This is a genomic window from Sinisalibacter lacisalsi, from assembly GCF_014640115.1.
GTDB lineage: Bacteria > Pseudomonadota > Alphaproteobacteria > Rhodobacterales > Rhodobacteraceae > Sinisalibacter > Sinisalibacter lacisalsi.
Map to the genome: position 1 here is coordinate 57,546 of NZ_BMGI01000004.1, position 14,418 is coordinate 71,963.

Genomic DNA, 14,418 nt, shown 5'->3' on the forward strand with positions numbered 1-14,418 from the left:
GTTCAGCCCGCAACAAGCAGTTCGGCGGCGGCATGGTAGAGCGGAATGCCGATGACGACATTGAACGGGAAGGTGACGCCGAGCGACAGGGTCAGATAGAACGACGGGTTCGCCTCGGGAACGGCAATCCGCATCGCGGGGGGCACGGCGATATAGGACGCGCTCGCCGCCAGCACCGCCACGAGCATCGTGCCGCCGACGTCGAACCCGAGGGGGAAGGCCCCGACCAGCGCGCCGATCGTGCCGCCGATCAGCGGCATGATGATCCCGAAGGCGACGAGCACCGCGCCGACGCGGCGGAAATCGGCGATCCGCCGGGCCGCCTCCATGCCCATCTCGAGCAAGAACAGGCACAGCACGCCCATGAAGATGTCGTCGACAAAGGGTTTGACCGTTTCGAGCGAGGCCGGCGTCGCGATCGCCGCGATCGCCATCGAGCCGAGCAGAAGAACCACGCTTCCGTTCGTGAATGCCTCGTGCAGCAGCTTCGACACCCCGAATCGCGCGCCCGGATCCTGCGCCGGTTCCGCCGCCGACCGAGCCTGGCGACGGGCCCAGGCGGCGAGCAGGATCCCGATCACGATGGCGGGCGATTCCATGATCGCGAGCATGATGACGGGGTAGCTGTCGTATTCGACGCCTGCGCTTTGCAGGTAGGCGATGGCGGTCAGGAAGGTGCCGGCGCTGACCGAGCCGTAGTGCGCGGCGATCGCCGAGGCGTTGAGCGCGTCGACCTTCCCGGTCGCCCGCATCAGCGTATAACCGATGACGGGAAGCGTCAGCCCCAGGACCATCGCCCAGAAAATCGCGTTCAGGGCGGTGCCAAGATCCGCTTTCGCGAGTTCGTAGCCGCCGTGAATGCCGATCGACACCAACAGGTAGATCGACAGGATCTTCGCAAGATCCGGGGGAAAGCGCAGGTCTGACCTGATGATGCGCGCGAGAAACCCGAGCGCGAAGAAGAGCACGGCGGGGACAAGAAGGTTCTGAAGGCCGGACATGGGGATGTCCTTCTCTGGTTTGCAGTGGAGTTGCCGGAAAACCTAGGAACATGAGGCGAAAAAATTAAATAGATAATTGAGATATACAATATTTATTAAAATCTATGATAAGGGATTAGCTGTCTGCCGGGCGGGTATTTTGAAGATCGCGCAATGTTCCATAAATATATTAAATATATTGGTTTTAGTCGCGATATGTGCCGACGGCATAAAAAAACATTATCCAGCCGCCCCGCGAGAAGTCGCTGAATAGGCCATTTGTTTAAATAGATACATGATATAGTGATAATCTATTTCCGTAATGATCCGCGCGCTCATATTCTCCGTCGTTGAGAATTGCAGGGCGGTGCAGGTTCATGTGCCGCGTCAGGAGAAAAGAGGGGCTGGCACGCGGCCATGGTTCCGGGAAGCAACCTGTCTTTCCGCGAAAACCTGGCCGAGCCGCCGCCCACCAAAACGGGCGCATGGCGTCGGAACGCACGTAACTCGGAATCGAAATTCACAGGAGTCGACGATGGCTGAAAAGAAATACCAGGCTGGTGTAAAGGACTACGCGGCAACCTATTGGACCCCCGACTACATCCCCTTGGACACGGATCTTCTTGCCTGTTTCAAGGTGGTGGCCCAGGAGGGCGTGCCGCCGGAGGAGGCGGCGGCGGCCGTCGCGGCCGAATCGTCGACCGGCACCTGGACGACCGTCTGGACCGACCTGCTGACCGACATGGATTACTACAAGGGCCGGGCCTACAAGATCGAACCGGTTCCGAACGATCCCACCGCATTCTATGCCTTCGTCGCCTATCCGCTCGACCTGTTCGAGGAGGGCTCGGTGGTGAACGTGCTGACTTCGCTGGTCGGCAACGTGTTCGGCTTCAAGGCGCTGCGCAGCCTGCGGCTCGAGGACATCCGGTTCCCGATCGCCTATATCAAGACCTGTGGCGGCCCGCCCAACGGCATCCAGGTGGAACGCGACAAGCTGGCCAAGTATGGCCGTGGCCTCCTGGGCTGCACCATCAAGCCCAAGCTCGGCCTCTCGGCCAAGAACTATGGCCGTGCGGTTTATGAATGCCTGCGCGGCGGTCTCGATTTCACCAAGGACGACGAGAACATCAACTCGCAGCCCTTCATGCGCTGGAACCACCGTTTCGATTTCGTGATGGAAGCGGTGCACAAGGCCGAGGCCGAAACCGGTGAGCGCAAGGGCCATTACCTGAACGTGACCGCTGGCACCGCCGAGGAAATGCTCGAACGCGCGGAATACGCCAAGTCGCTCGGCGCGCGCATCATCATGCACGATTTCTTCACCGCGGGCTTCACCGCCAACACCACGCTGGCGAACTGGTGCCGCAAGAACGGGATGCTGCTGCACATCCACCGCGCGATGCACGCCGTCGTCGACCGCAACCCCTACCACGGCATCCACTTTCGCGTGCTGACCAAGTGCCTGCGCCTGTCGGGCGGCGATCACATGCACTCGGGCACCGTCGTCGGCAAGCTGGAGGGCGACCGCGAGGCGACAATCGGCTGGATCGACCAGATGCGCGAATCCTTCGTGCCGGAAAACCGCGCGCGCGGGCTGTTCTTCGACCAGGACTGGGGCGCCATGCCCGGGGTTCTGCCGGTCGCCTCGGGAGGTATCCACGTCTGGCACATGCCGGCGCTGGTCTCGATCTTCGGCGATGATGCCTGCTTCCAGTTCGGCGGCGGCACGCTCGGCCACCCCTGGGGCAACGCCGCCGGGGCGACCGCCAACCGCGTGGCGCTGGAGGCCTGCGTGGCCGCCCGCAACATGGGCCGCGACGTCGAGCGCGAGGGCAAGGAAATCCTCCTTGAGGCGGCGAAGCACAGCCCTGAGCTGAAGGTCGCCCTCGAGACCTGGAAGGAAATCAAGTTCGAGTTCGACGTGGTGGACAAGCTGGATATCGCTTGAGGCAACGCCGCAACTCCGCCGCACCGATCAGAATTCAGAAAGGACACACGTCATGACCGCGATTCAGCCGTATAACGCCACTGAGCGAAAGGGCGAAACCTTCTCCTACCTGCCGCCGATGACGCCGGAGCAGATCCGCCAGAACATCCAGTTCATGGTGTCGCAGGGATGGAACCCGGCGATCGAGCACACCGAGCCGGAAAAATCCTTCTCCAATTTCTGGTATCTGTGGAAGCTGCCGTTCTTCGGTGAAACCTCCGTCGACCGGGTTCTTGCCGAGATCGAGGAGTGCCGCCGGATGAACCCGTCGCACCTGATCCGCCTGATCGGGTTCGACAACTTCACCCAGAGCCAGGGCACCGCGTTCATCGTTCACCACGGGTAACGAAAGGCCGATGTCGGGAATGGCGTTGTCTCCGCGCGGAGGTCGCCATCGTCCCGGTCCGCAAACCAAGTCGTTCGGAAAGAGAGTGGGATAATGCAACAGCAAGGCAGCCAAACGATGGCGAGGGGCGGTCGCGCAGCCTCCCGGCAACGCCGACAGCAGATGGCGGGCGGGAAGGTGGCCCTGCCGCCGAAAGCCGAGCGGACCCGGGTGTCGGTCCGCGAAACCGACGCTGTGCGCAGTGCCCTCGCTCCGGCCCCGGCCGCCGACGCCAGGCCCGCGGCCACGCCGCAAGCCTCTGCGGCCGCGCCGTCGCCCGCATCCGCGCCGGCCCCGGCCATGCCCAAAGGCGGCCAGGCGGCCTCGCGCGCCCGCCGCCGGGCCCTGGTCCAGGGCAAGAGCGGGCTTGCGCAGGTGTCCGGCGCGGCGGCGAAACCCGCGCCGACCCATGCGCCTGACGTCGCCCCGGTCAAGGCCGGGACCGGCCTCTCCGGCGGCCGCCGGATGGCGCAGGCGATGCGGGCCAGGCGCGCCCTGCAGGGCGGCGAGGCCGCCGAGGCATCGCGGCCGACCGGGCGCGTCCGCAACACCGAGGCGCTCGTCTATCCGGCCAAGGTCGAAGTGACCAGGACCTACGGCGCACAGAGCGTGACCGGTGTGCGCATCGGCCGGGGCCGCAACGTCACCGGCGACGAGCCGGGCGTCGACAAGCCGATCAGCGGCACGCAGTACATCGCCGCCGACGGGCAGGCGGCCTATCGCCCCCCCGGGGCGAAGGTCGGTGCCTCGAAAACCGTGAACGGCAAGGTGGTCACCGGCACGCAGGTGCGCAGCAAGGTGACGATCACCGGCGACGAGTTCCGCAACGCGGTGACGATCACCGGCGAGGCCGATCAGACCCTCGACGACGACGTGATCGAACGCGGCGGACCGGGGGTCTCGACCGCCGCCCAGTTCCGCCGCCAGAACAACCCGCACGGTGCCTCGGTGTTCGGCACCAACCTCGGGCGCAGCATCAAGCATGTCGGCTCGCGGGAGCGGGGAGTCGATGATCCGGCGATGGAGACCTCGCTGGGCGGCCACCGGATCTCCGGTTCGGCGATCGGCCGAAGCCCGATCGTGTCCGGTGACGAGTCCGGTGCCTGCCGTACGGTCACCGGCAGCCAGTATCTGCGCGCCGCCACCGACCAGCCGCTGTGCGAGATGCCGAACGCGCCCACCCCGGCGCTGGCCCGAGCGGGCTCGATGGCGGCGCGCGGCGAAACCGAGACCTGGGCGCGCCAGCGCATCACCGGCGTGGAAGTGGAGTTCAAGCCCGGTGTCACCGGCGATGAGCCGGGCACCTGTTCGCCGATCACCGGCACGCCCTATTCGGGCCCGGCCCAGTACGAGACCTATTGCGAGGCCGACATGGCCGAGCAGGCCGCCGCCCGGGTGGGGGCAAAGGGCAGGGGGCGTCCGCAGATCACTGGAAACCTGCCGCTGAACGCGGAGGGCGTCACCGGCACCCAGCGCGGCGCCGGGCGAGACATCAGCGGCACGCCCTATTACCGCCGGGGTGCGGAAGTCGCGGCCGGCGCGCAGGACGTGGGCGCCGTCGCCGGGAGGTTCAGCGTGAAGAGCCCGCAGCGCGACGCGCAGCTCGCCGGCGAGGGCCCGGGCCAGATCACAGGCTCTTTCGCGGTGGGTTCCGGCAAGGTGACCGGCAACAGCGAGTTCGATTACGTCGGGCGCTGGCAGGGCCGTGGCCCTGACGGGGCGCCCCCGGTCACCGGCGAGGGCCGCATGGAAGGGCCGAATATCACCGGCTCGGCCTGGAGTGCCAACGGCAAGGTGACCGGGACGGAAGGCTTCACCGCCGCCGGCCGCAACCCGACCGAGCGCACCGGCCAACCGCGGGCCTTTGCCGGCGCCGGGGCCTTCAAGGGCCAGGGCAATCCGAAATCGCCGACGCATGACGTCACCGGCATGGCGGGCACCGATCCCGTTGGCGGCGGCGACAAGCGCGCGGCACGTGTCACCCTCTCGGGCGGGGCCCGGGGTTAGTCGGAAGCGCCAGACAGGTAGTGTGGGATCAGGATCGTGACCAACCTTCTGAAAAATACGGGCAGCATGGCCGCGGCCGCGCCGAACCCGCTCCGGGCTTCGGCGGGCCATGGCCCCGCCGGGCCGCGCCCGGGCCGCGTCGGCAGTTTTCCCGTGGCCGCGCCCATCGCCCCTGCTACGCGCGTTGCACAGCCGCGCCCCCTGTCATCGGGCGGCGATCACCCGCTGCACGACACGCGCCACAATCGGCGCCTGCTCGACCAGGAAAACCGGATCCGGCAGGCCTTCGCCGGCATCGAGGCGGTGATGGCCGATATCGCCGCCGGCATCACCGGCGAAGACGCCGCCGACCGCATCCAAGCGATCGCAAAATCCCGGCTCGGCTTCGCCTTCCCCTCCGAATGGCTGCGCGGTTCATGGAGCCGCCCGGTCAACCTGCGCCGCCTCTATGCTTTCAGCGTGTTCAAGGCTTTCGAGAGGCTGGTGGCGCACCGCTTCGACCGCGCCCATGCCGAATGCGCCGACGGAGAGAGCGCGCCCGAGTTGATCCGCAAGTGGGGCTTTCACGCGATCGACATCACGCCCTGCGCCGACGGTCGGCTTGCCGGGGTGGTGGATTTCATCCTGCGGGTGCCGCCGACGGTGGTCACCAGCCGCCGCTCCTTCGCCGGGGCCATGTTCGACGTGGAGGAAAGCGTGCAGGATTGGGCTGATGTCGAGTTGCGCCGTCACCGCGATGGCCTGCCCAACCCGGCCGACGAGCCCACCCGCTATCTCAAGATCGGCGTCTATCACGGCAGCGGATCCGACCCCTCGCACGAAGGCTGCGCCGCCCATGGCAGCGACGAGCGCCAGGCCGCGCAGGCGCTACTCGACCGGCTGAACGCCTTCCGCGATGCCGTGGAAACGAGCTATGGCGGCGGCGCCACGGTGGCGACGCTGCTGGTCGGGGTCGATACCGACACAGATGCGATCACGGTGCACCTGCCTGACGCCTCGGGACGGCTCAGCCTCGACCGCGCCATCGACAACGCCGCGCTTTACCGGGCGACCCAGGGGCTTGAACGCGAGGCGGCCAAGGACGCGATCCGCGCCGAGGTGGCGCGGGTTACCGGCGTGGCCGAGGACGACGCCGCGACGGAGGGCATGCGCTGGTTCGCGGCCTACCTCCTGAAGAACAACATGGCGCAGATCGACTACGTCCGCGCCTACCATGACGGGCGCTACCCCGACCTCGGGCACACCGAACGGTTCATCACCGTCGGCGATGGTTTCGACGGCGTGCAGATGCGCAACCTGTCCTACCAGGCGCAAATGGCGACGGTCGAGGAGGGCGCGGCGGACATGGACGTGGGGATCAAGGTTTTCCGCGCCGTGAACCTCGCGCGCGGGCTGCCGATCCCGGTGTTCGTCCAGTTTCACTACAACGGCGGCGTCCCCGGCGCCCGCGATCGGGCCGCTGCCCGGGGGCTTCGGCTGGAGCGGGCGATCCGGGCGCGCTACGCCGATCTCGTCAACCAGGAATGGCTCTACACGTTCGTGTCGGTTCGCGATCAGGCCTCGGCCGGTGATCTCGAGATGATCGAGGGGGCCGAATTCGCGGCCGCGGGCGAGCGTTCGTGCGGCTGTGAAAAGAAGGGCTAGGAACCATGAAGATCTGTCAGGTCGAGAAAACCCTCGTTGCCACCGCACGGATCGGCGAGCTGGGCAACAAGCGCCTCCTCGTCGTGCAGGAGCGCGGCTCCACCAGCAAGCAGGTGGCGGTCGATCCGGTGGGGTGCAAGCCCGGCGACTGGGTGATCGTTTGTGGCAGTTCCGCGGCCCGTGATGCGGCCGGCAGCAAGGAGTATCCGAGCGATTTCACCATCGTCGGGATCATCGACTACTGGGAAGACGACGCGGCGGCGGAAGGGGCGCATTGACCATGGAGATTCAGCGCGTCGTCCGCGACCTGGTGACGACGAAGCGGCACGTCCTTCTTGGCAGCAAGTCGCTTCGCCTCGTCGAGGACAACAAGGGGGATCTGAGCGTGGCGCTGGACCCGGTCGGATGCAAACCGGGAGATTTCGTCATCACGATCGGGATCTCGGCGGCCCGCCTGGCCGCCGGCGATCCGAAGACCACCACGGATCTGACGATCGGCGGAATAATTGACGAATGGAGCGAGGCGGACTGGCGGGCCTAGCCAAGACCCGACACGAGGCCGGACGCAAAGAAGGCAGAGACAAGACCAACTTCAACACCGAAAGGAGAAAGACAATGGCAACTGAGAAAATGGGCATCGCCCTCGGCATGATCGAAACCCGCGGCCTGGTGCCCGCCATCGAGGCGGCGGACGCGATGACCAAGGCGTCGGAGGTCCGCCTGATCGGCCGCGAATTCGTCGGCGGCGGTTACGTGACCGTCATGGTCCGTGGCGAAACCGGGGCGGTGAACGCCGCCGTGCGCGCGGGCGCGGATGCCTGCGAGCGGGTCGGCGACGGCCTCGCGGCGGCGCATATCATCGCCCGTCCGCACTCGGAAGTCGAAAGCGTGCTGCCGTAAGGCAGCCGCACCGAGGCGAAACAGATCAATCAAGCCCATGAGCCTGGGCATCAAGAGGAGCGTAAGAGAATGGCAAGCGAAAAGATGGGTATCGCGCTGGGCATGATCGAGACCCGCGGCATGGTGCCCGCCATCGAGGCGGCGGACGCGATGACCAAGGCGTCGGAGGTCCGCCTGATCGGCCGCCAGTTTGTCGGCGGCGGTTACGTGACCGTCATGGTCCGCGGCGAAACGGGGGCGGTGAACGCCGCCGTGCGCGCGGGCGCGGATGCCTGCGAGCGGGTCGGTGACGGCCTCGCGGCGGCGCATATCATTGCCCGTCCGCACTCGGAAGTGGAGTCCATCCTTTCGGTCGAGACCGGTGGGGTCGACGGCGGTGGCGCAAGCACGGCCAAGACGAAAGGCTGATGCGGGCGAGGGGGTCGGGGAAGGAACGGCGCCTGCGCGTCCTTCCCCGCCATCCCGGCCCGGGGCCCGGCAGCACCGCCGTGGCTCGGTGCCAGCATGTCATGAGCAGGTGCAACAAGGGGAAGTGTGATGGGAAACCACGGGAACGACGACGCGACCTGGGCCGAACGCGAACGCCCCGCCACGCTGTCGAAACGGTTCACCTTCGCGAGCTACGCCGAGAACCGCGATTTTCTCGACCGGGTCGCGGCGCTTTCCGAGCAAACCGGTATTCACCCCGATCTCAGTTTCGGCCGCGATTACGCCAACCTGTCGGTCCACCCGGCCGAGGGCGAGGTGCTTCGCGACGAGGAGCGCGACTTCGCCCGGCGCGTCGATGCGATCGTCGCCGGGTCCGGTTGAACGGGAAGGAACACCCCGGCCATGCCCACACCCAAGAAACGGACGCTGTTGAAAAAACTCTTCGTGTTCGAGGCGATTGCCCGAAACCTGAGTTTCACCCGCGCCGCCCAGGAACTCGGCGTTTCGCAGCCGAACGTCTCCATCCAGTTGCGGCAGCTGGAAGAGGAGATCGGCGCGCCGCTGATCGAGCAGAACGGCCGGAAGCTGTCGATGACGCGGATCGGCGAGACGCTCTATCCCCATTGCCAGGCGATCCGGCAGGAATTGCTCAATACACAGGTGTGCATCGAGCGGCTGAAAGGGATCAAGCAGGGGCAGGTGAGCCTCTACATCGCCGCGCCGGCCAAGTATTTCACCCCGACCCTCATCGCCGCGTTCCAGCGCGACAACCCCGGCACGCAGTTCGATCTGCACGTTTTCGGGCGCGCCGAGATGATCGCGGGCCTGCAGGACAACGCCTGCGACCTGATCGTGATCGCCGACCTGCCGGACGAGACCGGATTGACCGCGGTTCCCTTCCTCGAAGATCCGCTGGTGCTGATCGCCAACCCGGGCCATCCGCTTGCGAATGCGCAGGAGATCTCGCTTGCCGAGGTGGCGGCGTTCCCGTTCCTGTTGCGGGAAGAGGAGGCGGAAACCCGGGCCGGGGTGGACGCCTTCCTCGCCGAGCATGATCTCGACGTCGCCTTGATCGCCAACAGCAACGAGGCGATCAAGAGCGCCGTGGCCGCGGGCATGGGGCTTTCGTTCGTCACCCGCCAGAGCGTGATCCCCGAAGTCGCCGCAGGACAACTGGTGATCCTCGACACCGCCATCGCGCCGCCGCGCCGGACCTGGCATCTGGTGCACCGCGACAACAAGCGCTTCTCGCATGTCGCCGAGGCCTTCCACGAGTTCGTCACCAAGCAAGCCGCCCGCGTGATCGACGAGAGCAACTCGGAGGTTTGGGGGCTCGCGGGTGTCAACGCGGCGGGATCGACATGATCTCGAACGCGCGCAAGCCTGTGGTCAACGTCGCTGCCGGTGTTCTGATGCGAGCGGACGGCAAGGTGCTGCTCGCCGAGCGCCCGGCCAGCAAGGCTTCGGGCGGGCACTGGGAATTCCCCGGCGGCAAGTTCGACGCCGGCGAAGACGAGCACCAGGCCCTTGCCCGCGAAATCGCGGAGGAAGTTGGCGTCGCGATCGGCGCGGCTGTGCGCTGGCTCACCTATGACCACGAATATGCCGACAAGGTCGTGCGCCTCCACATCCACAAGGTGTTGAACTGGCACGGGTCCCCACGCGGGCGGGAAGGTCAGCGCATCAGCTGGGAACACCCCGCTGAACTCTCCGTCTCCCCGCTCATGGAAGCCTACCGCCGCGCGCTCCAGGCGCTGCGCCTTGCGAACGTGATCGCGGTTGCCCGCGCGGAGTGCTGCGACCGGTCCGAATTGCTCGCCCGCATTGAACGGGTCCTGCGCGCAGGCGTGCGAACGATCGTGCTGCGCGAGCGCCGGATGCTGCCGGCCCAGTTCGCGCAAGTGGCGCGGCGGGGTGCGGAACTGGCCGGGCGATACGGAGCAACGATGCTGGTCGAGGGCGGCAAGGTTCACAGCGCCCACAGCCACGCGGATGGCGTTCACGTCTGCAGTGGTCGGCTGCTCACCATGGCGCCCCCGCCCGCGGGCGCGGTCTGGTCGGCGTCGTGCAGGACGGCCGACCATCTCGCCCGCGCCGGGGCCCACGGCGCCGCGTTCGCGCTGGTGCCCTCGCACGCCGAGGATGGCACCGATTGGGAGGCGTTCGGGCGGCTGATACGGCACAGCGCCGTGCCGGTCTTCGCCTCGGGTGAGGTAGCCCCGGCCGACATGGCAAACGCCCTCGGCGCGGGGGCCCATGGTCTGGCCGTGCCGCTTTCGGCGTGGTGAGCATGGGCCGTCACGCCATTCCCGGCGCTCAGCCAGTCGGCAGGTTTTCCTCGGGTCCGAGCCGGAAACGAAGGTCTTTCATGCCGGCTTCGAAATTCTCGATCGAGGTCCGGCCCTCGTTGCGCACGAAATCAATGAAGGCCTGGGCGACGATGCTCAGCTTGCGGCCTTTCGGATAAAGAACATACCAATCGCGCTCGATCGGGAACCCCTGGACATCGAGGATCGAGATCGGCCCGTTCTCGCCTTCCAGCACGAGCGACTGGCGCGACATCACCGACACCCCGAGATCGGCGACGATGGCCTGCTTGATCGCCTCGTTGCTGGCGAATTCCATCTTCGCCGGCGGCAGCGACATGCCCTTGCTGGCCACCAGTTGTTCGAACGCGGCACGGGTGCCGGAGCCCTGTTCGCGCATGATCAGCGGCTCCTGGATCAGCCGCTTGAGGGGGATGTGCTTTTCGCGCGCCAGCGGGTGGTCATAGCGGGCCATGACGACGAGCGGATTGGGCAGCAGCGGAAAGGCCTCGGCGTCGAGGCCCTCGGGCGGCTTGCCGAGAATGTAGAGATCGTCATCGTGGCGGTGGACACGCTTGAGCAGATTCTCTCGGTTCGTCACCTTCAACTCGATGTCGATCTCCGGGTAGACCCGGTGGAACCCGCCGATGACATGCGGGCCGAGATACTTGGCCGAGGTGAGGACCGCGATCTTCAGCCGGCCCCGCTTCATCCCCTCGACGGCGGCGATCTTCATTTCGAGGTTTTCCAGCGCGCCGAAGACATCGTGGCAGGTGGTATAGACCTCCTTGCCCATCTCGGTCATCTGGATCCGCCCGCCGGCCTGCTCGAACAGCGGGTGGCCGATGCTGTCGGCGAGTTTCTTGATCTGCATCGAGACGGTCGGCTGGGCCAGATACAACTCGTCGGCGGCGCGGGTGAAACTGCCGAGCCGGGCGACGGCCTCGAACACCTGCAGCTGGCGCAAGGTGGTGTATTTCACGAGGGTTCCGACAGGAAGCGTGCGGGCCATGGGTTCCGTTCCCTCAACGTGAAGCGCAGCCGTGGCCTGCGCGCGGGTCGACGTGGCAGAAACTATGCCACGCATCCGAACGGCGAGAAAGCGAAACGACCGCGCGCAAACGGCGCATCCAGGCACCGGAGGGTCGGGGGAATTTCCACGAGGGCATGAAAGAGGCCATGCAACCGGCGCTCTCGGCGCAGACCCGGTGATGCGGGGCTCGGAGGCCGGAAATGGAGGCGAGTACCGGAATCGAACCGGTGTGCACGGATTTGCAAGACTAGGTATGTAATTGTTTTGGCAAGGAGAAATGCTTAGACTTGGACAGGAATAGGGCGGAACATAGGAAGAATGCCTAGACGCGAGGTGGCGTGATCTAGCACCAAGTTGGTTGAGGGAATTGGCGAGGTTGTGTTCCGGCCCCGCACCGGACGGTCGGCGCGGGGCACCGCATTCCCCGAACCGGTCAATTTGGCAAGTTGCCGCAAATGCCGGAGGCCAGCCGCTTTCTTGACGTTCGTCCGGCGCGGGCACAGCATGGCCACAACATGCAAGACTGGGCGGATAGGAGACGTTCGCTGCGGCTGCGAAGCCCAGGACGTGATCTCGAAAAGCGGCCATGCAAAAGGAATCTTTCCGACTTTCGGGGGATGGAACGGACCATGCTGCGCAAATCGGGCCACCGTTCACCTGTCTGCGGGTCATTGAGTTCAGCTCAAAGCGATGTTCGCTCAATGAACTGCTACATCTCGCCGCATCCGGGCGGGATGTCACGGGGCTGTGATGAGACTCTGTCAGGCAGGCGGCACCGAAACCACTCCTGGAAGGAATCAGGAACCATGAAAAAGCTTTCGCTATTTTGCAGCACTGCCGCCCTCGCGCTGAGCGCCGGCACCGCCTTTGCGGCGGACATCGTCTCCGTCGAGTTCACCGACACCCCCGCGCCCACCGAGGCCGTTGAAATGGTGACGACGCATTCGAAATCTTCGGCCATCGTGCGCTACAGCGACGGCACCACCAAGGAATTCCCGCTGTCCTACGTCTCGATGTTCAAGAACACCGACGCTGTGGGCGCCGACACCGCTGCGGGTCAGCTCTTCAACGCCGAGGGCGAGCCGCTGACCGACATGAACGGTGACCCGATCATCGCCGAGACGCCGGATGCCAACAGCCTGCTGAACGTTGACGGCAACCTGTTCATGGTCACGCACTATGAATACGACTGGATCCTGGGCAACGGGGCCGAAGCCCGTCGCACCGAAGGCTGGTATTCGCGCATGCCGATGTCGATGTCGCTGGCTGCGGTCGAGCAGGACGCAGATGGCACGTTGACGGCGACCTCGGTCAAGCCGATCGACTTTTCCGGCGTCGATGGCCTGTGGATCCCCTGCGCCGGTGGTCCGACCCCGTGGAACACCCACCTTGGCTCGGAAGAGGATTACGATCTCTACTACCAGGCAGTTTCGGGCGAGAAGAATCTCCAACGGGCCACCGAGGGTCTGCGCGCGCTGAGCGAGATGTATCTCGATGGCGAAGAGGCCAACCCCTATCACTACGGCTTCATCCCCGAGGTAACGGTCAAGGCCGACGGCTCGACGGAAGTGGTCAAGCACTACTCGATGGGCCGCGCCACCTGGGAAATGGCCCGCGTGATGGCCGACAGCCGCACCGTGTATTTCGGCGATGATGGCGCCTATGTCGCGATGTTCATGTATGTTGCCGACACCGCCGAGGATCTGTCGGCCGGTGCGCTCTATGCAGCGCGCTGGAACCAGGTCTCGAGCCAAGGCGGCGGTTCTGCCACGCTCGACTGGGTCAAGCTGGGCCATGCAACCGATGCCGAGGTCAGGGCGATCATCGACAGCGGCGTGACATTCGACGACATCTTCGACTCCACCACCGCCGAAGCCACCCCGGACTGGGAAGCCCAGGGCTATCGCATGATCCGCGCCGGTCATTCGGGCGACGAGATCCTGCGCCTGAAGGACGGCATGGAACAGGCCGCGGCCTTCCTCGAATCGCGTCGCTACGCCGGCTACCTCGGCGCCACGACCGAGTTCAACAAGATGGAAGCCCTCGACGCCGACCCGAAGAAGAAGAACCTCTACCTCGCCATTTCCTACAGCGAGAAGGGCATGCAGACCGAAGAGGGTGCCCCGCAGGACCACATCCAGATCGACAAGACCAAGGCCGGTGCCACCTACGAGATCGCCATGGACGGCGGCCGCGTCGACATGAATGGCGAGCCGATCAACTCGGACTTTGTCGGCACCGCGATGCGGGTGCCCGCCGCCCTGCTGGGCGAGGATATCCCGGTCGACGCGCTGGGCAACATCGCCAACCCCGACAAGATCGCCAACCCCGACAACGTGTTCTTCTCGAACGAGATGCGCACGCTCTTCATCGGCGAAGACTCGGGCACCCATGTCAACAACTTCGTCTGGGCCTACAACGTCGATACCGGCAAGCTGAGCCGGATCCTCAGCCAGGCGTCGGGCGCCGAGGCCACCGGCCTGCAGGTCGTCGACAACATCGGTGATCACGCCTACATCATGAGCAACAACCAGCATCAGGGCGAGTGGATTTCCTCGATGCCCGAGGATCTGGTGGCAGAGCTGGAAGCCGCGGCGACCGAGCTTTACGGCACCAACGACAAGGGCACGATGAACTACAAGCTGGAGGCCCACATCGGCTACCTGGGCGGCATGCCCGGCCTCTGATCCGCTGACGTGACATCGGGGCCGGGCCTGTCACAGGGCCCGGCCCCATTCATTCTA

14 protein-coding genes are annotated in these 14,418 nt (G+C 65.7%); 12 read left to right on the plus strand and 2 right to left on the minus strand.

Annotation, left to right across the window (positions count from 1 at the left end):
• Nucleotides 1-2: 2 nt before the first annotated feature.
• Nucleotides 3-1,001: a sodium-dependent bicarbonate transport family permease gene (locus IEW01_RS12260; protein ID WP_188528094.1), complete on the minus strand. Its 999-nt coding sequence runs from the start codon at nt 999-1,001 to the stop codon at nt 3-5.
• Nucleotides 1,002-1,515: 514 nt separating this feature from the next.
• On the opposite strand from IEW01_RS12260, the gene IEW01_RS12265 reads away from it, so the two are divergent.
• The 11 genes from IEW01_RS12265 to IEW01_RS12315 all read left to right on the plus strand — a co-directional run bounded on the left by IEW01_RS12265 (nt 1,516) and on the right by IEW01_RS12315 (nt 10,623).
• Complete coding sequence (locus IEW01_RS12265; RefSeq protein WP_188528096.1) at nt 1,516-2,931, plus strand: form I ribulose bisphosphate carboxylase large subunit; 1,416 nt, start codon at nt 1,516-1,518, stop codon at nt 2,929-2,931.
• Between the two features lie 52 nt (nt 2,932-2,983).
• The gene (locus IEW01_RS12270; protein ID WP_188528098.1) at nt 2,984-3,316 is read left to right on the plus strand and encodes a ribulose bisphosphate carboxylase small subunit; all 333 of its coding nucleotides are present in this window, start codon (nt 2,984-2,986) and stop codon (nt 3,314-3,316) included.
• A 339-nt stretch (nt 3,317-3,655) separates the two neighbouring features.
• The gene (locus IEW01_RS12275) at nt 3,656-5,362 is read left to right on the plus strand and encodes an alpha-carboxysome scaffolding protein CsoS2 (protein ID WP_188528100.1); all 1,707 of its coding nucleotides are present in this window, start codon (nt 3,656-3,658) and stop codon (nt 5,360-5,362) included.
• Nucleotides 5,363-5,398: 36 nt separating this feature from the next.
• The gene (locus tag IEW01_RS12280) at nt 5,399-7,006 is read left to right on the plus strand and encodes a carboxysome shell carbonic anhydrase (protein WP_229738239.1); all 1,608 of its coding nucleotides are present in this window, start codon (nt 5,399-5,401) and stop codon (nt 7,004-7,006) included.
• 5 nt (nt 7,007-7,011) lie between these two features.
• On the plus strand, nt 7,012-7,284 hold the full coding sequence (csoS4, locus tag IEW01_RS12285; protein WP_188528102.1) for an alpha-carboxysome shell vertex protein CsoS4: 273 nt from the start codon (nt 7,012-7,014) through the stop codon (nt 7,282-7,284).
• A 2-nt stretch (nt 7,285-7,286) separates the two neighbouring features.
• Entirely contained in the window at nt 7,287-7,547 is a 261-nt protein-coding gene (locus IEW01_RS12290) for a carboxysome peptide B (RefSeq protein WP_188528741.1), read from the plus strand.
• 74 nt (nt 7,548-7,621) lie between these two features.
• Nucleotides 7,622-7,906 carry an alpha-carboxysome major shell protein CsoS1 gene (gene csoS1, locus IEW01_RS12295; protein WP_188528104.1) on the plus strand — a complete coding sequence of 95 codons (285 nt, stop codon included), beginning with the start codon at nt 7,622-7,624 and terminating at the stop codon, nt 7,904-7,906.
• Nucleotides 7,907-7,975: 69 nt separating this feature from the next.
• On the plus strand, nt 7,976-8,314 hold the full coding sequence (gene csoS1, locus IEW01_RS12300; RefSeq protein WP_308418949.1) for an alpha-carboxysome major shell protein CsoS1: 339 nt from the start codon (nt 7,976-7,978) through the stop codon (nt 8,312-8,314).
• 129 nt (nt 8,315-8,443) lie between these two features.
• Nucleotides 8,444-8,716: a 4a-hydroxytetrahydrobiopterin dehydratase gene (locus IEW01_RS12305; protein WP_188528106.1), complete on the plus strand. Its 273-nt coding sequence runs from the start codon at nt 8,444-8,446 to the stop codon at nt 8,714-8,716.
• A gap of 21 nt (nt 8,717-8,737) precedes the next feature.
• Complete coding sequence (locus tag IEW01_RS12310; protein ID WP_188528108.1) at nt 8,738-9,700, plus strand: LysR family transcriptional regulator; 963 nt, start codon at nt 8,738-8,740, stop codon at nt 9,698-9,700.
• Nucleotides 9,697-10,623 (plus strand): NUDIX domain-containing protein, encoded by a 927-nt coding sequence (locus IEW01_RS12315; RefSeq protein ID WP_188528111.1) that lies wholly within the window; start codon nt 9,697-9,699, stop codon nt 10,621-10,623. Before IEW01_RS12310 ends, IEW01_RS12315 begins: the two co-directional genes overlap by 4 nt.
• A 28-nt stretch (nt 10,624-10,651) precedes the next feature.
• On the opposite strand, the gene IEW01_RS12320 is transcribed toward IEW01_RS12315, so the two are convergent.
• Entirely contained in the window at nt 10,652-11,653 is a 1,002-nt protein-coding gene (locus tag IEW01_RS12320) for a LysR family transcriptional regulator (RefSeq protein ID WP_188528114.1), read from the minus strand.
• Between the two features lie 827 nt (nt 11,654-12,480).
• Between IEW01_RS12320 and IEW01_RS12325 the strand changes: the two genes are divergently transcribed.
• Nucleotides 12,481-14,361, plus strand: a complete 1,881-nt coding sequence (locus IEW01_RS12325; protein WP_188528116.1) for a PhoX family protein — start codon at nt 12,481-12,483, stop codon at nt 14,359-14,361.
• The last annotated feature ends 57 nt before the right edge of the window (nt 14,362-14,418 follow it).

Coding starts and splice junctions, on each gene's coding strand:
- csoS1 (WP_188528104.1), top strand. CDS start 7,622: ATGGCAACTGAGAAAATGGGCATCGCCCTCGGCATGATCGAAACCCGC.
- IEW01_RS12260 (WP_188528094.1), bottom strand. CDS start 1,001: ATGTCCGGCCTTCAGAACCTTCTTGTCCCCGCCGTGCTCTTCTTCGCG.
- IEW01_RS12290 (WP_188528741.1), top strand. CDS start 7,287: ATGGAGATTCAGCGCGTCGTCCGCGACCTGGTGACGACGAAGCGGCAC.
- IEW01_RS12270 (WP_188528098.1), top strand. CDS start 2,984: ATGACCGCGATTCAGCCGTATAACGCCACTGAGCGAAAGGGCGAAACC.
- IEW01_RS12305 (WP_188528106.1), top strand. CDS start 8,444: ATGGGAAACCACGGGAACGACGACGCGACCTGGGCCGAACGCGAACGC.
- csoS4 (WP_188528102.1), top strand. CDS start 7,012: ATGAAGATCTGTCAGGTCGAGAAAACCCTCGTTGCCACCGCACGGATC.
- IEW01_RS12310 (WP_188528108.1), top strand. CDS start 8,738: ATGCCCACACCCAAGAAACGGACGCTGTTGAAAAAACTCTTCGTGTTC.
- IEW01_RS12325 (WP_188528116.1), top strand. CDS start 12,481: ATGAAAAAGCTTTCGCTATTTTGCAGCACTGCCGCCCTCGCGCTGAGC.
- IEW01_RS12265 (WP_188528096.1), top strand. CDS start 1,516: ATGGCTGAAAAGAAATACCAGGCTGGTGTAAAGGACTACGCGGCAACC.
- csoS1 (WP_308418949.1), top strand. CDS start 7,976: ATGGCAAGCGAAAAGATGGGTATCGCGCTGGGCATGATCGAGACCCGC.
- IEW01_RS12275 (WP_188528100.1), top strand. CDS start 3,656: ATGCCCAAAGGCGGCCAGGCGGCCTCGCGCGCCCGCCGCCGGGCCCTG.
- IEW01_RS12320 (WP_188528114.1), bottom strand. CDS start 11,653: ATGGCCCGCACGCTTCCTGTCGGAACCCTCGTGAAATACACCACCTTG.
- IEW01_RS12315 (WP_188528111.1), top strand. CDS start 9,697: ATGATCTCGAACGCGCGCAAGCCTGTGGTCAACGTCGCTGCCGGTGTT.